An 18,097-nucleotide genomic window follows, 5' to 3' on the forward strand; every position below is an offset into this window, starting at 1 on the left:
CCAGATGTCTTTTTGTGTAAAAAAATATTGGTGTTCCTACACATTTCTGTGTAACAACACCAGATATCATAGACCCAAAGTCACGAGAAGCTACTTCTCGTGACTTTTTCTATAGCTTTTTTTAGGTGTCCAGTTATGGTATGATGTAAGGGAAATCCAGTGATATTAAAGGAGATGGACGGTTTTTGACAGCAAGCTCCCTAGAGAAAATTACTTTTAGTAGCCTTGATGAAGCAAGCGCAATTCTGGGCACTCATGATAAACATTTAAAATTTATTGAAGATAATACCAAGGCTACCTTATTTGTCCGCGGCGAAGTTGTTGAAGTGACCGGGGATGATGGCCTATTAGCTGCGCAAGTCTTGCGGGCCTTACAGCAACTTTTCGTGCGGGGAATTAAAATTTCTACGCCAGATGTAGTAGCGGCCTTGAAGATGGCTAAAGCGGGGAAACTAGCTGACTTCACTAATCTTTATGACCAAGAAATTATTAAGGATAGTAAAGGCAAGAGTATTCGCCCTAAAAATTTAGGGCAACGCCGCTATATGGAAGCTATTGAAAAAGGCGATGTCACCTTTGGCATTGGTCCTGCCGGTACCGGGAAAACTTTTTTAGCGGTGGCTTTGGCAATTGCTGCGTTAAAAAAAGGTGAAGTTCAAAAAATTATCGTCACGCGGCCAGCGGTAGAAGCTGGGGAAAATCTGGGCTTTTTGCCGGGGGACTTAAAAGAAAAAGTCGATCCATACTTACGCCCTATTTATGATGCCCTCTATCAGATTTTTGGGACAGAACACACCAATCGTTTAATGGAGCGAGGGGTTATTGAGATTGCGCCTTTAGCTTATATGCGCGGTCGAACATTAGACGAAGCTTTCGTCATTTTAGATGAAGCGCAGAACACCACTACGATGCAAATGAAAATGTTTTTAACTCGTCTTGGTTTTAATTCTAAGATGGTGATTAACGGTGACATTTCGCAAATTGATTTACCTAAAGGGACTTTAAGTGGCTTAGTCCATGCCCAAAAAGTTTTAAAAGATATTCCGAAAATTCGTTTTGTGACCTTTGATGCGGCTGACGTGGTTCGTCATCCGGTTGTGGCACAAATTATCGCGGCATATGAAAATGAGAAGAAGTCCTAAGGTTAACAGCAGGAGGTTTAGCTCGTGAAAGAAACAATGAATACTTTTATTCAAAAAAAGCCTAAGGTAACGCTGGCCTTAATGCTTAGTTTTTTCAGCATCATCTTGTTTTTATTGACCTTTAGTAATGTGCGCCAAAAACAACTCCACTTACAGGAAGGACAACCGGCTGAAGAAACCATTCGGGCGAATAAAACAATTGAAAATACAGCAGAAACAGAAAATAAACGCCAGCTAGCAGAAGAGGCCGTAGTTTCAGAGTACACGTACCAACCAGACTACAAAGATACGCAAGTCGGCTACGTGGAAAAACTCTTTCAGCTAGTGGATGAAGTAAACAGTGATTTTGCCAAACAAACAAGCAGCGCTACCACCACGGATGCCAATAGCTTAGTGGAAGCAAAAGTAGCCGCATTAAAAGGAAAATTCGAAAGTGTTAACGAAAATGCTTTAGCTTTTTATCAAGGTTTACCTAGCGTTTTTTATACGGAAATATTTGGCTTTAGCACAGATGACATCCATCGGGTGCGGGATGAAGCTACGACAATTATTGAAAAGTACATGGAAGAAAAAATTCGGCAAACGAATTTAAGTGAAACGAAGCAAAGTGCTTTGTATGACGTCCAGTTGACTGACTTATCCAGTGATTTGCAACAAAGTGTCCGCTATTTGATTAACCAAGGGATTATCGTCAACGAATTTTACAACGAAAAGAAGACCGAAGAACAAAAAGCAGCCGCCCGTGATACGGTAACCCCCGTGATGATTTATCAAGGGGAAATTATCGTCCGCGAAGGTAATCAAATCGACAGTAAAGCAATGGAAAAGTTAGAGCTACTAGGGATGACCAAGCAGAGTACTTCCATTTTTCCTTTATTGGCTTTAGCTGTGCTGATTGCTTTTCAAAGTGTCTTACTAGCATACTTGATTATCGATCGTAGTTTTTCAGAGAAGTTGCGGCTAATTAGCTTATTTGCGCTTGTCATGATTGCTTCTGTAGCCGTCATGAAGTTATTCCAACTTTTCTATAACGAACAAACTAGCTTCTTGCCGCAAATTTTCCCGGTAGCTTTTGCACCACTAATTTTAACGATTTTCTGTAATCGTCGGTTGGGAATTTTAGGGGCAGTGATGCAAGTTTTAATTGCTTACTTCTTATACTTTGATTCCGTGGGGACCACCTTCTTACAAGTGCTAGCCGCTATTTATTTATTCAACGGGATTATGGCTACCATGGTGCAACGGAAACGTTTAGCCAATCAAGCCGGCCGCGCGTTTGTCTGGATTATTCTTTTTCCCTTTATCTTTAATGTGGTGATGGTGATTTACCAAGGTTTAAGCTTCACGGAAACCAACACCTTATTAACGGTAGCCTGTGGTCTTTTAGGCAGTGGCTTTTCCTACTTGCTATCGGTAGGGTTGCATCCATACTTGGAATTAATTTTAACGGATGATTCTGATTTGGTTTTAAATGAACTAAGTAATCCTAATCATCCTTTATTAAAAGAACTCTTAGAGACGGCGCCTGGAACCTATCACCACTCCATGATGGTGGCCAATCTTTCAGCTAATGCCGTAGCGGAAATCGGTGGGCGCGCTTTATTGACGCGTGTCGCCTGTTACTATCACGACATCGGTAAAATTAAGCATCCTAACTTTTTTGTGGAAAATTTACCTAATGGCGCCGAAAATCCTCATAACTATTTATTACCAGAGGACAGTAAGCAAATTATTTTTAGCCACGTGACTGAAGGAGTTAAAATTTTAGAAGAGTATCATATGCCGCAATTTATCGTGGATATTTGTTGGCAGCATCACGGCACTACTTTAATGACTTTCTTTTATGTGAAAGCTAAAGAACGCAATCCGAAAATTACCGAAGCAGAATTTCGTTATCCTGGACCAAAACCACAAACGCGAGAAGCGGCTGTGGTGAACATTGCTGACAGTTGTGAAGCAGCCGTGCGGGCAATGGGACAACCAACGCCCGAAAAAATTCAAAAATTTGTCCACGATTTAATTCAAGGACGGATTGCTGATGGTCAGTTTAACGAATGTGATATTACCCTAAAAGATTTAGTGAAAGTGGAAAAATCCATTATTAGTGGACTAGGCTCCACCTTCCACTCTCGTATTCAATATCCAACCTTAAAAAAGACTGAGGAGGAAAAAGCGTAATGGATATTACGATGGAAGACGAAACAAAAACTTTAACCCCTGAACAAATGGCGGCGGTGACAGACTTACTAGACTACGCGGCGGGCTATTTAAAATTACCAGCTGATACCGAAATGTCTGTAACCTATATGGATGATGCCGCGATTCACGTTATTAATCGCGAATATCGCCATATTGATCGCCCCACTGATGTCATTAGTTTTGCCTTGGAAGAAGAAGGCGAAGACGAGTTGCCGATTATTTTTGACGACGATGAACCAATGATGCCGCGCAATTTAGGGGATATTATGATTTCTCTAGATCGGACGCAGGCTCAAGCAGTAGAGTATGGCCACTCCTTTGAACGAGAATTAGGTTTCTTAGCCCTCCACGGTTTTTTACACATTAACGGTTACGATCACATGACAAAAGAAGACGAAGCGGAAATGTTCGGCTTGCAAAAAGAAATCTTGGACGCCTATGGACTCAAGAGATAAAAAAGTTGGGAAAAACCGCAATTTCATGTCCTCTGTAGAGTTTGCCTTCAGTGGGTTAAAGAGCGCGTTTAAAGAAGAAAGAAATATGCGCACTCATTTAGTTTTTGGTGGGTTGGCGATTTTGGGTGGTTTGCTTTTTCAAATCCCCTTGGCGGAATGGCGCTGGCTTTTACTAGTCATCTTTTTAGTCATCGTACTAGAAATTATCAACACCGCTTTTGAAAATTTAGTGGATCTAGTGACGGATTATCACTTTCAACCTTTGGCAAAAAAAGTCAAAGATATGGCGGCCGCCGCCGTCTTATTAATGGCCGCCTTGGCAGTGATTGTCGGCGCTACGATCTTTTTGCCCCACCTTTTTCAGTGGTGGCAAAGCTTAGGAAAATAAAAGGAGAAATTATGACAGCATTTCATTCTGGCTTTGTAGCCATTGTGGGTCGCCCTAATGTAGGGAAATCTACACTTTTAAACCGCATTGTGGGAGAAAAAATCGCCATTATGAGCGATAAAGCCCAAACGACCCGTAATAAAATTCAGGGAATTTATACGACGGAAGATGCGCAATTAGTTTTTATTGATACCCCAGGGATTCATAAACCAAAAAATCAATTAGGGGACTTCATGGTGGAAAGTGCCTTTAGTGCTTTAAATGAAGTGGATGCGATTTTATTTATGGTGGCCGCAGACCAAAGACGGGGTCCGGGGGATAATTTAATTATTTCTCGCCTGCAAAACGCTGACGTCCCAGTGTATCTGGTGGTGAATAAAATTGATAAAGTACATCCCGACCGTTTATTGCCTTTGATTGAAGATTACGCGAGCCAAATGGACTTTAAAGAAGTGGTGCCTTTATCGGCCACCATGGGGAATAACTTTGAGCACTTGATGGAGCTTTTAGTGACACAAATGCCAGAAGGCCCACAATTTTATCCGGAAGATCAGTTGACGGATCACCCAGAATATTTTGTTGTATCAGAATTAATTCGCGAAAAAGTTTTACTTTTAACGCGGGATGAAGTTCCCCATTCCGTAGCAGTGGTGGTGGACTCCATGAAGCGCAATGAAAACGATAAAGTCCACGTGCAAGCCACCATTATTGTGGAGCGGGATAGTCAAAAAGGCATCATCATCGGTAAAGGTGGTAAGATGCTGAAAATCATCGGTACTAAAGCCCGCCAAGATATTGAACATTTACTAGGCGATAAAGTTTTCTTAGAGCTTTGGGTTAAAGTACAAAAAGATTGGCGGGATAAAAAAGTTTATCTGAATGACTACGGCTATAAAAAAGATGAATATTAAGCAGGCGGGGACGGATAAAAAGGACAGCAATCCTTTTTATTCTGTCGCCGCTTGTTAATAAAGTGTCAGGAAATAAGGACGAAAGGAGTGGCGCCGATGTTTGGTGAAAGTAAAGGTATTATTTTATACAGTCGGGATCATAAAGAAAAAGATAAGCTAGTCAAAATTTTTACGGAAAAATATGGCAAGCTCGTCTTTTACGTCAAAAATGCTCACCGCAAAAATAATCCTTTGGGAGCGAGTATCTTACCCATGACGGCCGCCGTTTACAGTGGCGAAATAAAAAGCGAAGGCTTGAGCTTTTTAAACGCAGCCAAAGATATTCAGCCTTATGCCCACTTACAACAAGATATTTTTGCCAATGCTTACGCCACGTATGTTTTAGGCCTAGCTGATGCGGCGATTGAAGACAAAAAGGCGGATCCTTTCCTCTTTCGTTTTTGCCAAATTATTTTAGCGCAAATGGACTTGGGAAACGACCCGGAAGTGCTGACGAATATTTTTGAAGTCCAAGTGCTGGGGCGCTTTGGGGTGAGTCTGGAACTAGATAAGTGTGCCCTCTGTGGCAACACGAAAGGACCTTTTGATTTTTCTGAAAAATTTCACGGCTTATTGTGCCGGCGACATTTTAGTGAAGACGAGCGCCGACTACATACCGACCCTAAAGTTTGTTACTTACTGCAAGTCTTTAATCAACTGCCACCACAACGCATCGGCAAAATTAGCGTATCACCAGCCACTAAAGAGCAATTGCGGGCGGTCCTTGACGAAATTTACGATGAGTATGTTGGCGTCCATTTAAAAAGTAAACATTTCATTGCCGAAATGAAAAAATGGCAGCAACTGATGCAAGATTGATTGACAAAAGAGCTAGATGAATTTATAGTAAGGATAATTAAATCGTGCTTTGACAAAGAGGAGTACCCAAAGAAACAGTTTAGCGAGTGAAGGATAGTGCAAGCTTCACCTGAAACTTTGTGGGAAGGGCACTTTCAGCACACTTTTGAAAGCTGCCGAAAAAATTTTTTCGGAAGTAGGGTGGAACCGCGTAATCTACGTCCCTATGTCGTTAAGACTAGGGGCGTTTTTATTTTGCGTAAAAAAGAAAGGAGTTTCTTATGACAAAGAAATTAACTGTACAAGAAATGATTTTGACCTTACAAAAGTTTTGGTCAGCTAAAGGTTGTATGCTGATGCAAGCTTACGACACTGAAAAAGGAGCCGGCACCATGAGTCCGTATACTTTTTTACGGGCGATTGGCCCAGAGCCGTGGAATGCAGCCTATGTTGAACCATCCCGTCGGCCGGCTGACGGTCGTTACGGTGAAAATCCCAACCGTTTGTATCAACACCATCAATTCCAAGTGGTAATGAAACCTTCACCTAGTAACGTGCAAGAATTATATTTAGAAAGCTTACAACTTTTAGGGATTGATCCTTTAGAACACGACATTCGTTTTGTAGAAGATAACTGGGAAAATCCTTCCATGGGGTGTGCCGGTTTAGGTTGGGAAGTTTGGTTAGACGGGATGGAAATTACCCAGTTCACTTACTTCCAACAAGTCGGCGGTCTACCTTGTAAACCAGTGACTTCAGAAATTACGTATGGCTTAGAACGTCTTGCTTCTTACATTCAAGAAGTCCAAAGTGTCTATGATTTAGAATGGGCAGATGGCGTCAAATACGGCGAAATTTTCCAACAACCAGAATACGAGCATTCTAAATATTCTTTTGAATACTCCAACCAAGATTTATTATTACGGAACTTTGATGAGTTTGAAAAAGAAGCCAAACGTTGTATTGCCGAAAATCTTGTGCATCCAGCCTATGATTATATTTTAAAATGTTCCCACAACTTTAACTTATTAGATGCTAGAGGAGCTGTTTCTGTTACCGAGCGAGCTGGTTACTTAGCTCGGATTCGTAATATGGCCAAAGATGTCGCTAAAATTTTTGTGGCAGAACGGAAAAAATTAGGTTTCCCATTATTAGACGAAGCAACGAGAAAGGAGCTGTTGGCTCATGAGTAATTTTCTATTAGAAATTGGTTTAGAGGAAATGCCCGCCCACGTGGTAACCCCTAGCTTGCAACAATTAGCAGCCAAAACTGAAAAATTTTTACAAGAACATCAATTAACCTATACTTCTTTAGAAAGTTTTGCTACGCCGCGCCGCTTAGCCATCCGCATTAATGGCTTACCGGAAAAAAAAGCTGATACGGAAGAAGAAGTCAAAGGTCCAGCTAAAAAAATTGCCCAAGATGCTGAGGGCAATTGGAGTAAAGCGGCTTTAGGTTTTGTCAAAGGTCAAGGATTAACGCCTGAAGACATCTACTTTAAAGAATTAAAAGGTGTGGAATATCTTTACGTCACCAAACGCAATGTCGGCCAGCAGACCAAAGACGTTTTGCTAGGTTTAACGCAAGTGATTACTTCCTTGACTTTCCCCATTACGATGCACTGGGCCAACTATGACTTTGCTTATATCCGCCCGATTCATTGGTTGATTGCTTTATTCGACGAAGAAGTCTTACCGTTACAAATTTTAGATGTTGTGGCCGGCAAGACGACGCGCGGTCATCGTTTCTTAGGGGAAGAAACCACCATTAACGCCCCTTATGAATACGAAGCAAAATTATTAGAACAATTTGTCGTGGTGGAACCTAGCAAACGAGAAGAAATGATTGTGGAACAAATTCAAGAGTTCGCCGAAGAAAATGATTGGGCCATTGATCTTGACGCCGATCTTTTAGAAGAAGTGAATAACTTAGTAGAATATCCGACAGTTTTTGTGGGGAACTTTGCTGAGAAATATTTGCAAGTGCCAGAAGAAGTGCTGGTGACTTCCATGAAGGAACACCAACGCTACTTTGAAGTGCGGGATCAACATTGCAACTTATTACCTCATTTTATTTCCGTGCGTAACGGGAATCGGGTGAAAATTGAGAACGTCGTCAAAGGAAACGAAAAAGTTTTAACAGCCCGTTTAGAGGATGCCGAATTCTTTTATCAAGAAGATCAACGTTTAACCATTGCCGAATGTGTGGAAAAATTAAAAGCCGTGACCTTCCATGAAAAAATTGGTTCCATGTATGAAAAAATGCAACGAGTGGCGGTCTTAGGGGAAATCTTTGGGACAAAAGTTGGTTTAAGTGCGACAGAGTTAAAAGACTTAGCCCGAGCTGCCAGCATTTATAAATTTGATTTAGTTACCAACATGGTGGGGGAATTTCCAGAGCTCCAAGGAATCATGGGGGAAAAATATGCTTTATTACAAGGAGAAACACCAGCGGTAGCTACCGCAATTCGCGAACACTATATGCCAATTTCCGCAGAAGGAGCTTTGCCAGCCACTAAAGTGGGCGCAGTTTTAGCCTTAGCCGATAAAACCGATAGCTTGCTAGCCTTCTTCAATGTCGGGCTTAATCCAAGTGGTTCTAACGATCCTTATGCGTTACGGCGCCAAGCATACGGTATCTTGCGGATTTTAGAAAAAGAAAACTGGCACTTCCCACTAGAAAACTTAGTACTAGATGCGGTGGAAATTTTCAATACGAATCTGGAACGCTTTGGCTTACACTTTAGCGAAAATCAAATTGAGTTAATTAGTTTCGTCAAAGGACGTCTGCGTCAATTATTTGCTGCTCACGATGTACGTCACGACGTCATTGAAGCTATCATTGGCGGGAGTCAAGGGGACTTAAGCTTAATGATGCAAGCGGCTAGTGTTTTGAAAAATCATTTGCAAGATGAAAACTTCAAACCATCCGTGGAGGCTTTAACGCGGGTCATTAACTTGGGGAAAAAAGCGCAAGAAAAACAAAATGTGATTGATCCAGCGCTCTTTGAAAATGCCAGCGAAAAAGCTTTGTATCAACAAGTAGAAAAAATTAAAGCACAGTTCAAAAAGCAAACTTTGGAAGAAAACTACCAAAGCTTAGTCTCTTTAGCACCATTCATTGAAGAATATTTCAATGAAACGATGGTGATGGCCCCAGATGAAAAAGTACGCAATAATCGTTTAAGTCAATTAAAACAAATTGCGGACCTCGCTTTTGTCTTAGCTAGCTTTGATTTATTGAATGTGAAGTAAAAATTTTTTGCGGCGTTTATGTGGTAGCGGCAAAAAAATATGAAAATATGTGAAGGACTGTGCCGTAATAGCGAGACAGTCCTTTACTGCTTGTTGGGAGATTTTTTTCCGTGTATACTAAACCCAACGAAGGAGGTTTTCAGATGGAACAATTATTGCCCATTCACGGGGGTTACAATTTTCGCGAACTAGGAGGGTATCCGACGTTAAAGGGAAAAAAGATTAAAGCCCAACGGATTATCCGCTCAGCAGCTTTAGATCAGTTGACCACCGCCGATGTTACTTTTTTGCAAAATTATGGTGTGCAACAGGTTATCGACTTTCGCACGACTGAGGAACGTTTGCAACAACCAGACAAAATTATTCCCCAAGCGGAATATTTACATTTACCAGTCTTTAAAGAAGACGAAACCCAAAGTACGATTTCCCCAACGGCACTGTTTGAAAAAATTTTAGCGGGGGAAAGTGGCGATGCACGGATGAAAAAATCCTATCAAGATTTTGTCGTCACGCCAGATGCTCAAAGAGCTTACCAAAAATTTTTCCAACAGTTATTGACGCAAAAAGGTGGGCTGTTATTCCACTGTACGGCGGGGAAAGACCGCACTGGCTTTGGTGCTTATCTCTTTTTAAATGCTTTAGAAGTTCCATCAGAAATTATTTGGCAAGATTATTTAAAGACCAATGATGCCTCGGCTCAAGCGGTACAAAAGATGTTAGCTAGTGCTAAAGAACAGGGCGCACCGGAAATTTTACTCACCAATATTGAAGCCTTGATGGTGGCACGCAAAGAATATTTAACATCGGCCATCACGGCGATTCACGAAAATTTCGGCGATACGGCTAACTTTTTGAAAAATGGCTTGCACTTAGCCCCTAGTGATTTAGCGCAATTACAAGCCGAGTATTTGGAGGAAGCGTAATGGCTAGTTTTACCTTAGACTATCAAGTGGTTTATTATGATACGGACTATCAAGGACAAATGACCTTGGAACGTTTAGCAGCCGTGGCAATTCTCGCTTCTGAAGGACAAAGTACAGCCTTAAAGCGGGATGCTAGCTTCTTAGCGCCTCTGAATCTAGGGTGGGTCATTACCGAGTACCAACTAGAAATCACTCGTTTGCCGCACCTCTTAGAACAAGTTACTTTCACGACGCAAGCCACCAGTTGGAATAAATTTTTTTGTTACCGCGACTTTTGGATCAAAGATGCCGCAGGTAACACGCTGGTAACGATTCACGCTACGTTTGTTTTGATGGACTTAAAGACGCGGAAAATGAAATCCGTGACGGAAGAAATTATTCGACCTTTTGGCGGGGTTAAAGAAAATAAAATTAAACGAGGCACGAAGTTTGAAGTACCAGCTGATGTTGCCAGTGAGCGGATTCCTTATCGGGTGCGTTACTTTGATCTTGATAGCAATCGGCACGTCAATAACGCGAAATACTTCACGTGGCTGTTGGACCCCTTAGGCAAGGAGTTTCTAGCCACCCATCTTCCCACTAACGTTCACGTCCGTTTTGATAAAGAAGTGAGTTATGGCGAAACGATTGATAGTGTGGTGGCGGTTACGCAAAATCAGACTACTAGTTACCACACCATTGAAAATGCCACCACCCGTTTTGCCGAAGCACAGATTACTTGGCGGGAAAGCGCAACGAAATAAAAAAAGGGAGTGGGCCACTAATCAGCGGTCCACTCCCTTCACGTTACGCTATTCTTTTAAAAAACTAGTTAGGGCTTGGGTGTCTTTTGCAAACGGACTATTCAAGCCGATAATTAATTTGAGACGTGCTTTTTGAGCGTTAATCCCTTGGGTAAAAATTATGCCCATCTCTGCTAGTTCTACGCCGCCGCCTTCATAAGAGTAAACGGGTTCAGCGATGCCGTTGAAACAGCGAGAAACTAAAACCACCGGAACTTGCGCTTCAATAAAACGGTGTAAGCCAGGAATCGCTTTAGGTGGCAGATTCCCCGCACCTAAAGCTTCAATCACTAAGCCGTCTAATTTTTGTGGTTCAAAGAGTTTAAAGAAAGAGTCCGTCATACCGGCATAAGCTTTAATAATCGGTACGCGTCCGGCAACGCTAGTAATGGGGATACAAGTTTGTTGCGCTGGACTTTGGAAAAAACGCACGCTATGCTTAGTCAAGACGCCCACTGGACCAAAAGTCGGGGAGCGAAAGGTAGCCACATTGGTAGTATGGGTTTTAGTGACAAATTGGGCTGCGTGAATTTCATCATTCATGACCACCACTACGCCGCGACCAAGAGCAGCTGTGGAATTAGCAACGCGGATGGCGCTTAATAAGTTATATAAGCCGTCGCTGCCTAGCTCATTACTGGAGCGCATCGCCCCAGTTAAAGCTACGGGAATTAAATTGCCGATAGTCTCTTGTAAAAAGTACGCCGTTTCTTCTAGTGTATCGGTGCCATGGGTAATCACGACACCATTGAAACCAGTTTGGGCTGCAGTGCGAATGCGTAAACTCAAAGCTAACATTTCTTTTAAAGTAATATGCGGGGATGGTAAGTTAAACATTTCTTCTGTGACTAGCTCAGTATCTGGAGCCACCGGAAGGGCTAAGTGGCTTAAAGGATTTGTGGTATCAGGAGCGACGCCATGTTCGGTGTTGTGCATGGCAATGGTGCCCCCTGTATGTAAGATTAAAATTTTCATCGTGTTCCTCCCATCAATCGATTGGCTCTAAAGGTTATTATACTAAATTTAAGAGAGAAATTCCGCAAAGGAGGTAAAAAATGTTTAAAGTCGGCTTGTCGAGTTTTAAAGATCACCCAGACATACAACTTACTAACAAAAGTACTCTTTATGATTATGCGCGCTCTTTTAACTTAATCGAATTAGATTTAGGTTATCATGTGATTCCAGCTCCAGTTCAAGTAGACAAATGGGTCCAACAAGTACCGCCGAGTTTTCAATTTATTCCCAAAGCCTATGCTGGCATGACGCTGCAAGAGAGTTGGCAACGTCACTATGAAAGTGAAAGTGCAATGTTTACCGCTTTTGCCCAAAGCTATCAACCGTTACGGGAGGCTGGTAAACTGGGGATAGTCTTGTTTCAGTTTTCTCAAAGTTTTGATTTCAGTAACGAGCACGGTGCTTATTTACAAAAAATTCGCCACTACTTACCAGATTGGCCCCTCGCGGTGGAATTTCGTCACGGCTCATGGTTTCAACGAGAGGCTTTGAAAAAAACGCTAGGCTTGTTTCAACGTTTAAAGCTCAGTTTAGTGGCTGTGGATGAACCGCAACGGGGGACGCTGCCCGTACCATTTTTTATTTATCCTACTAGTGAGACGCTATTAGTGCGTTGCCATGGCCGAAACTTAGCCGGATGGGTATCAGGCAAAAAAGAATACCGCACTCTCTATCAATATCCACCAGAAGAACTACAAGAACTTCAAGCAAAAATCCTAAAAAAAGCAGTAGCATTTAAAAATGTCTATATTATTTTCAATAATAATGCTGGACACCACGCAGCACTGAACGCCAAAAGTTTTGCGTCTCTTTTAGACTTGCCACCGGTAGACTTGCATCCTAATCAACTAGATTTATTTTAAAAAGTCTTCCTCAACTCAGCGTAGCGTTGAGAAATAAGGTATAATTAAGGAACGAAGTAGCGTTGAAGGAGGGATAGTGGATGATAAAAGCAGTCTTTTTTGATATTGACGGTACGTTGCTAAATAGTAAAGGACACGCCGCCAAGTCCACTAAAAATGCTTTGGCTTCCCTCCACGCTCAAGGGGTTTTAGTTGGCGTAGCGACAGGCCGCGGACCGTATCGTTTGCAAGAACGCATCGACAAAGTGAATTTAGATATTTTTGTGACTTACAACGGGCAGTTAGTCTATTCTCCTAAGCGCACCTGGCATGCCCAAGCATTTGACTTAGAGACTTTACATCAACTGATGGAGTTTGCGGAAAATAATCAGCGGCAAATGCTCTTTGGGACGCGCTATAAAATTTTTGGTAGTCGTTTAATGCGCTTGAGTCAGACCCGCACTGCGCAAAAACTTTTTCGCTTATTGCCTAAGTGGTTTCCAGTGTACTCTTTTAAAAAAGTTGTCTCTTTGATTAAACGTTTTGTTTCTCCTACGCGTCTTAATCATGCAGCCCTTTTGAATATGCCCATCTATCAGTGCGTAATGCTGAGTCCCATGGGGGAATTGGCTCGTTTAAAAGCACTTTTTCCTAATTGTCATTTCACCCGTTCCAATAAATTGACGGTGGATATTATTCCCCAAGGAGGCTCTAAGCTTTCAGGCATTGAAAAAGTCATTGAACCTTTAGGTATTAAAATGAGTGAAGTGATGGTTTTTGGGGACTCATGGAACGACTTAGAGATGCTACAAGCCGCAGGAGTGGGCGTGGCGATGGGAAATGCGCCCCAAGAGGTGCAAAAGAAGGCCGATTACGTCACCACCAGCAATAACCACGACGGGATTTACCAAGCCTTACAGCACTATCAATTAATCTTGCCAGCGTACGAAATTTAAGAAAACTTTTCCAAAAGAATTAGTGATAGATTCTTCAGGGTATGCTATAATTCCATTTAGATGTCTATTGGAGACGTATTATTTAAAATAAGCCTTTATTATATAAAAATTATGCTAGTGGAATAGTCAATTAACGGGGGAACAAAGATGAAAAGCAATGTAATCATTCTAGTATTCGTGGTCATTATTATCGTAGCGGCGCTGATTTATGTTTTGGGATACTTCTTGAAGAAGAATAATCAAGACAAGTTAGATGCCTTAGAGGAACGGAAAATTAATCTTTTTGATTTACCTGTGCTGGAAGAAATTGACGACATCAAAAAAATGCACCTCGTGGGGCAAAGCCAAAATACCTTTAGAGAATGGAATCAACGTTGGCAAGAACTTTCTACCACCGAATTTGCTAATTTTGAAAGTCAAATTTTTGAAGCTGAAAACCTAAATGAGACGTTCCGCTTATTTAAAGTAAAAAGCGCTATTGAAGAAGCCAATGGAACAGTGGATGCCATGGAAGCTGCCGTTGAAGAAATTCGCAAAGGTTTGAAAGAACTACGGGAAAGTGAAGAACGGAATTCCTTAGCTGTCCAACATGCTTTAGACGTTTACGATGAGTTGAAAAAAGACGTTAAAGATGACGGCAAGAAATTCGGTCCAGCTTTACCAGAATTGAAAAAACAATTAAAGAATATCGAAACGGAATTTACCACCTTTGTTACTTTAAATACATCTGGTGATCCAATTGAAGCGCGAGACGTTTTAGAAGGCGCTGAACAAAAGACCTTTGAAATGCAAGACTTAATGAAACGGATTCCCGTCGCTTACACAAACTTGGACAAGACCTACCCCGACCAAGCTAAAGAGCTAAAAGAAACGTACAAGAAGTTAACCACAGAACATTATGTTTTCCCTGAAGCCGATTTAGAAAAACAAATTAAAAATGTCAGTGGTAAAATTCAAAACAATCTTGGGGATTTAACCAAAATTGAAATGGATAGCGTGGAACGTGGTAACAGCGAGCTAGAAGAAGAAATTGATAACCTGTACAGTATCATGGAACGGGAAATGAATTCTAAAAACTACGTTGACGGTCAAAAAGATACTATCGCCGATTACATTGCCCACACGGAAAAGAATAATCGTCAATTATTAATTGAATTGGATCACATTTCTCAAAGTTACGCCTTAACAAAAAATGAACTAGGACGCGCCCGCGGTTTCCAAAGTCAAATTGAAGAAATCACGCGTCAAAATCAAGAGATGGAACCTAAGCTAAAAGAGCACACCGTTGCTTTTTCTGAAGTGGAAAGTTTCTACAAAAATACTTACGATGTGTTGGAAGACTTAGAGAGCCAACAAGTTGAAATCGATAAAGAGTTACAAGAATTGCGTCAAGGGGAAAAAGTTGCCCAAGAAAAAATTGACGGCTTTGAATTTAAATTGCGGAACTTAAAACGTTACGTGGAAAAACAACGCTTGCCGGGGCTGCCTGGGGATTACTTAGAATTCTTCTTTGTGGTAACGGATCATGTGGAAGACTTGAGTAAAGAATTAAATCGCATCCGTATTAATATGGATGATGTGAATCGTATCGTTGGGTTATGTGAAGAAGATTTAACCGAGTTAGATCAACGGACTCACGACTTAGTAGATGCTGCTGCTTTAACGGAACAAATGATGCAATACGCTAACCGTTATCGCCATACGAATCCAGCAATTAAATCAGCGATTGATACAGCGTTACATTTATTCAGTCAAGAGTACCTTTACCAAGAAGCTTTAGATGAAATTGGCACAGCTTTGGAAAAAGCAGAGCCCGGTGCTTTCAAACGTATCGAAGCTTTCTATTATGACCATCGTGACAACTTATCTTAAACTGTTAACGATCTTAAAATCCTCGAGAATTTTCTTGAGGATTTTTATTTTTGCTAAAAATTGGAGTAAAGAGAAAAGCCGAATCCTTAGCCAACCTAAAAAAAGACTTGTATAATAAAGATAGCTTTGAATAAGGGAGGTGAAAGACAAGATGAGAAAATATCTCGCAGAGCTACTAGGAACCTTTATGTTAGTTTTCTTAGGAACAGGAACGGTGGTAATTGCCAAAGGTGATACGTTAGCCATTGGGTTATCCTTCGGGTTAGCCATTACGATTATGGCCTACAGTGTCGGCGGAATTTCTGGGGGTCAATTTAATCCCGCAGTAACGATTGCCATGATGATTAACGGCCGGACAAAAGTTCAAGATGGCATCTTTTACATTATCACACAATTTATTGGAGCAACCTTAGCCTCCGCGGTTTTAGCTATTTTTATTAATGCGTTAGGCTTGCCAACAGATGGCTTTGGACAGACGGATTTCCCTGAAATCTCTGCTGGCATTGCTGTATTGGTGGAAGTGATTATTACTTTCCTTTTTATCCTGGTAATTTTGATGGTTACCAGCAAGAAGTATGGCAACAGCCAAATGGCACCTTTAGCCATTGGTTTAGTGCTAAGTTTCTTAATCATCGTGGCTTTAAACTTAACTGGCGGCTCTTTAAACCCAGCGCGGAGTTTTGGTCCAGCAATTTTTGCTGGCGGTAGCGCTCTTAGTCATTACTGGGTGTATATCGTTGGTCCCGTTGTCGGTGGTATCTTAGCTGCTTTATGCGGTAAATTCATGGGCAGTGAAGAGGAAGCTTAAGGACATGTTTAAAAGATATAGGCGTGAGCCTGTATCTTTTTTCTTTTGAAGAGGCGCTTTTCATTGCATTTACCAAGAGAGTTTGGGAAAATTAAGACGAACATAAATTTAAGGAGGCAACATTCATGAGTTTAACTAGCACGTATACTTTAAACAACGGCGTAAAAATTCCGCAAGTAGGCTTTGGTACGTGGCAAACGCCGGATGGTCAAGTGGCAGAAGAATCTGTTTTAAAAGCACTAGAGGTGGGGTATCGTCATATTGATACGGCACAAGGCTATCACAATGAGGAGAGTATTGGCGAGGGCTTACGGAAGTCCGGCATTCCCCGCGCAGAAATTTTCTTAACCACTAAATTATGGAACAGCAACCATACTAAAGAACTAGTGCAGTCTTCTTTTGCTGAATCTTTGAAAAAATTACAAACTGACTATGTAGATTTATTTTTAATCCATTGGCCTAATCCGGTTATGTATCGTGACAACTGGCAAAAAGCCAACGCGGAAACGTGGGCCGCTATGGAAGAACTTTACGCGGCGGGTAAAATCAAAGCGTTAGGAGTCTCCAACTTTATGATTCACCACTTGGAAGAGTTGGCGAAAACTGCTAAAGTAATGCCGGCCGTCAACCAAGTTTTCTTAGCACCGGGGGAAGAACAAGCCACACTTGCTGCTTACTGCCAAGAACACAATATTATTTTAGAAGCTTATTCACCCCTAGGAACGGGTCGCATCTTCAACGTACCTGAGATGCAAGCTTTAGCTGAAAAGTACAATAAATCCATTGCCCAAATTGCGTTGCGTTGGTCTTTACAACACGGCTTCTTGCCACTACCAAAATCCGTGACCCCAAGTCGGATTCAAGAAAATAGCGAAATTTTTGATTTTGAATTAGCACCGGAAGACATGGCCCTGATTAACGCCCTTGATGGTGTTGTTGGCAAACAAAAGAATCCCGATACAACTAATTTTTAAGTCATAAAAAGCCAGTTGTCCTGAAATTTTCAGGCGGCTGGCTTTTTCGTTATTTCTTTATAAATAAAAGGCTAATTTTTCCCGTAATTGATAAAGCGTTTGTTCTGGACTTTGGGTATTGTCTACGACAATGAGTTGTGGCACTTGGGCTTGGAGTTGGCTGAGTTCCGCCATTTCTTGTTGAAATTGGGCGATGCGCTTAGCCGTTTCTGCTGGGGACAAGCGGCGTTTTTTAAGCCGCGCTACTAATGTTTTTTCGTCGATTTTTAAATAAATCGGCAGCAAGGGTTGGAGCTGCTCTGCTAAGTGATAGTAGCCCGGCACCGTGATGACAGCAAAGCCAGCTTGTTGTTGTGTCTTCCGACGCACTTCAATTTTTTGCGTGCCGTAATATTGCCCCACGTAACAGTCGTCTTCAAAAAATTCTTCTTGCGCTTTTAACGCTAAAAATTTTTCCCGACTGATAAAATAATAATCTTCACCATTTTTTTCTTGCGGTCTTTTCAGCCGAGTGGTGGTGGTGATGACTTTGCGTTTTTTGCCTAGTAAAGCTTCGGAAATAGAGGTCTTGCCGGAAGCACTGGCTCCCATGAAACAAATTAACGGATGTTGTAAAGTCTCCATAAGATAACTCCTTTGCTAAATTCTTCTTTATTGTATCATTCTCTTGTTCTTTGCTGTAGGTTTTCAATTCAAATCATTTACAAGAAAAAATATTTTCGCTACACTTGAGGCAGTT

Annotated in this window: 17 protein-coding genes; 15 read left to right on the forward strand and 2 right to left on the reverse strand. The window is 41.5% G+C overall.

The genetic code is table 11. The features are described from left to right. The first annotated feature begins 185 nt into the window (after positions 1–185). From FFM57_RS06955 to FFM57_RS07000, 10 genes are all read left to right on the forward strand, one after another. Positions 186–1,142, forward strand: a complete 957-nt coding sequence (locus FFM57_RS06955; protein WP_137599790.1) for a PhoH family protein — start codon at positions 186–188, stop codon at positions 1,140–1,142. A gap of 36 nt (positions 1,143–1,178) precedes the next feature. Beyond that, entirely contained in the window at positions 1,179–3,320 is a 2,142-nt protein-coding gene (locus FFM57_RS06960; protein WP_137599824.1) for an HD family phosphohydrolase, read from the forward strand. Beyond that, a complete protein-coding gene (ybeY, locus tag FFM57_RS06965) occupies positions 3,320–3,796 on the forward strand; it encodes an rRNA maturation RNase YbeY (RefSeq protein WP_137599791.1) in 477 nt (158 codons plus the stop codon). The genes FFM57_RS06960 and ybeY overlap by 1 nt, the downstream gene beginning before the upstream one ends. After that, positions 3,780–4,184 carry a diacylglycerol kinase family protein gene (locus tag FFM57_RS06970; protein ID WP_137599792.1) on the forward strand — a complete coding sequence of 135 codons (405 nt, stop codon included), beginning with the start codon at positions 3,780–3,782 and terminating at the stop codon, positions 4,182–4,184. Before ybeY ends, FFM57_RS06970 begins: the two co-directional genes overlap by 17 nt. Positions 4,185–4,195: 11 nt before the next feature. After that, positions 4,196–5,095, forward strand: coding sequence for a GTPase Era (gene era, locus FFM57_RS06975; RefSeq protein ID WP_137599793.1), 900 nt, complete (start codon positions 4,196–4,198; stop codon positions 5,093–5,095). Between the two features lie 96 nt (positions 5,096–5,191). Continuing rightward, positions 5,192–5,953 carry a DNA repair protein RecO gene (recO, locus tag FFM57_RS06980; RefSeq protein ID WP_137599794.1) on the forward strand — a complete coding sequence of 254 codons (762 nt, stop codon included), beginning with the start codon at positions 5,192–5,194 and terminating at the stop codon, positions 5,951–5,953. Positions 5,954–6,213: 260 nt separating this feature from the next. Further along, the gene (glyQ, locus tag FFM57_RS06985) at positions 6,214–7,125 is read left to right on the forward strand and encodes a glycine--tRNA ligase subunit alpha (protein WP_137599795.1); all 912 of its coding nucleotides are present in this window, start codon (positions 6,214–6,216) and stop codon (positions 7,123–7,125) included. Then, positions 7,118–9,187, forward strand: a complete 2,070-nt coding sequence (gene glyS, locus FFM57_RS06990; protein WP_137599796.1) for a glycine--tRNA ligase subunit beta — start codon at positions 7,118–7,120, stop codon at positions 9,185–9,187. Before glyQ ends, glyS begins: the two co-directional genes overlap by 8 nt. Positions 9,188–9,330: 143 nt before the next feature. Then, a complete protein-coding gene (locus FFM57_RS06995) occupies positions 9,331–10,110 on the forward strand; it encodes a tyrosine-protein phosphatase (protein WP_137599797.1) in 780 nt (259 codons plus the stop codon). Beyond that, on the forward strand, positions 10,110–10,853 hold the full coding sequence (locus FFM57_RS07000) for an acyl-[acyl-carrier-protein] thioesterase (RefSeq protein ID WP_137599798.1): 744 nt from the start codon (positions 10,110–10,112) through the stop codon (positions 10,851–10,853). The genes FFM57_RS06995 and FFM57_RS07000 overlap by 1 nt, the downstream gene beginning before the upstream one ends. A gap of 48 nt (positions 10,854–10,901) precedes the next feature. Here the strand turns inward: FFM57_RS07000 and FFM57_RS07005 are convergent, their stop codons facing one another. After that, on the reverse strand, positions 10,902–11,867 hold the full coding sequence (locus tag FFM57_RS07005; protein WP_137599799.1) for an asparaginase: 966 nt from the start codon (positions 11,865–11,867) through the stop codon (positions 10,902–10,904). Positions 11,868–11,947: 80 nt separating this feature from the next. Between FFM57_RS07005 and FFM57_RS07010 the strand changes: the two genes are divergently transcribed. The 5 genes from FFM57_RS07010 (at position 11,948) to FFM57_RS07030 (ending at position 17,358) form a co-directional block, all read left to right on the forward strand. Continuing rightward, complete coding sequence (locus tag FFM57_RS07010) at positions 11,948–12,769, forward strand: DUF72 domain-containing protein (protein ID WP_137599800.1); 822 nt, start codon at positions 11,948–11,950, stop codon at positions 12,767–12,769. A gap of 80 nt (positions 12,770–12,849) precedes the next feature. Further along, positions 12,850–13,704: a Cof-type HAD-IIB family hydrolase gene (locus FFM57_RS07015; RefSeq protein ID WP_137599801.1), complete on the forward strand. Its 855-nt coding sequence runs from the start codon at positions 12,850–12,852 to the stop codon at positions 13,702–13,704. 147 nt (positions 13,705–13,851) lie between these two features. Beyond that, positions 13,852–15,576, forward strand: coding sequence for a septation ring formation regulator EzrA (locus tag FFM57_RS07020; protein ID WP_137599802.1), 1,725 nt, complete (start codon positions 13,852–13,854; stop codon positions 15,574–15,576). A 151-nt stretch (positions 15,577–15,727) separates the two neighbouring features. Then, positions 15,728–16,384, forward strand: coding sequence for an MIP/aquaporin family protein (locus tag FFM57_RS07025; protein WP_137599803.1), 657 nt, complete (start codon positions 15,728–15,730; stop codon positions 16,382–16,384). Positions 16,385–16,509: 125 nt separating this feature from the next. Further along, a complete protein-coding gene (locus tag FFM57_RS07030) occupies positions 16,510–17,358 on the forward strand; it encodes an aldo/keto reductase (RefSeq protein WP_137599804.1) in 849 nt (282 codons plus the stop codon). 57 nt (positions 17,359–17,415) lie between these two features. Here FFM57_RS07030 and FFM57_RS07035 read toward each other — a convergent pair whose 3' ends face one another. Further along, positions 17,416–17,982: a guanylate kinase gene (locus FFM57_RS07035; RefSeq protein WP_137599805.1), complete on the reverse strand. Its 567-nt coding sequence runs from the start codon at positions 17,980–17,982 to the stop codon at positions 17,416–17,418. Between the last annotated feature and the right edge of the window lie 115 nt (positions 17,983–18,097).

This window comes from Enterococcus nangangensis (assembly GCF_005405245.1).
GTDB classification, from domain to species: domain Bacteria; phylum Bacillota; class Bacilli; order Lactobacillales; family Enterococcaceae; genus Enterococcus_J; species Enterococcus_J nangangensis.

What these genes read in the sequence shown, in the direction of transcription:
- FFM57_RS06960 (WP_137599824.1), top strand. Translation starts at nt 1,179, where the DNA reads ATGAATACTTTTATTCAAAAAAAGCCTAAGGTAACGCTGGCCTTAATG.
- ybeY (WP_137599791.1), top strand. Translation starts at nt 3,320, where the DNA reads ATGGATATTACGATGGAAGACGAAACAAAAACTTTAACCCCTGAACAA.
- FFM57_RS06970 (WP_137599792.1), top strand. Translation starts at nt 3,780, where the DNA reads ATGGACTCAAGAGATAAAAAAGTTGGGAAAAACCGCAATTTCATGTCC.
- era (WP_137599793.1), top strand. Translation starts at nt 4,196, where the DNA reads ATGACAGCATTTCATTCTGGCTTTGTAGCCATTGTGGGTCGCCCTAAT.
- recO (WP_137599794.1), top strand. Translation starts at nt 5,192, where the DNA reads ATGTTTGGTGAAAGTAAAGGTATTATTTTATACAGTCGGGATCATAAA.
- glyQ (WP_137599795.1), top strand. Translation starts at nt 6,214, where the DNA reads ATGACAAAGAAATTAACTGTACAAGAAATGATTTTGACCTTACAAAAG.
- glyS (WP_137599796.1), top strand. Translation starts at nt 7,118, where the DNA reads ATGAGTAATTTTCTATTAGAAATTGGTTTAGAGGAAATGCCCGCCCAC.
- FFM57_RS06995 (WP_137599797.1), top strand. Translation starts at nt 9,331, where the DNA reads ATGGAACAATTATTGCCCATTCACGGGGGTTACAATTTTCGCGAACTA.
- FFM57_RS07000 (WP_137599798.1), top strand. Translation starts at nt 10,110, where the DNA reads ATGGCTAGTTTTACCTTAGACTATCAAGTGGTTTATTATGATACGGAC.
- FFM57_RS07005 (WP_137599799.1), bottom strand. Translation starts at nt 11,867, where the DNA reads ATGAAAATTTTAATCTTACATACAGGGGGCACCATTGCCATGCACAAC.
- FFM57_RS07010 (WP_137599800.1), top strand. Translation starts at nt 11,948, where the DNA reads ATGTTTAAAGTCGGCTTGTCGAGTTTTAAAGATCACCCAGACATACAA.
- FFM57_RS07015 (WP_137599801.1), top strand. Translation starts at nt 12,850, where the DNA reads ATGATAAAAGCAGTCTTTTTTGATATTGACGGTACGTTGCTAAATAGT.
- FFM57_RS07020 (WP_137599802.1), top strand. Translation starts at nt 13,852, where the DNA reads ATGAAAAGCAATGTAATCATTCTAGTATTCGTGGTCATTATTATCGTA.
- FFM57_RS07025 (WP_137599803.1), top strand. Translation starts at nt 15,728, where the DNA reads ATGAGAAAATATCTCGCAGAGCTACTAGGAACCTTTATGTTAGTTTTC.
- FFM57_RS07030 (WP_137599804.1), top strand. Translation starts at nt 16,510, where the DNA reads ATGAGTTTAACTAGCACGTATACTTTAAACAACGGCGTAAAAATTCCG.
- FFM57_RS07035 (WP_137599805.1), bottom strand. Translation starts at nt 17,982, where the DNA reads ATGGAGACTTTACAACATCCGTTAATTTGTTTCATGGGAGCCAGTGCT.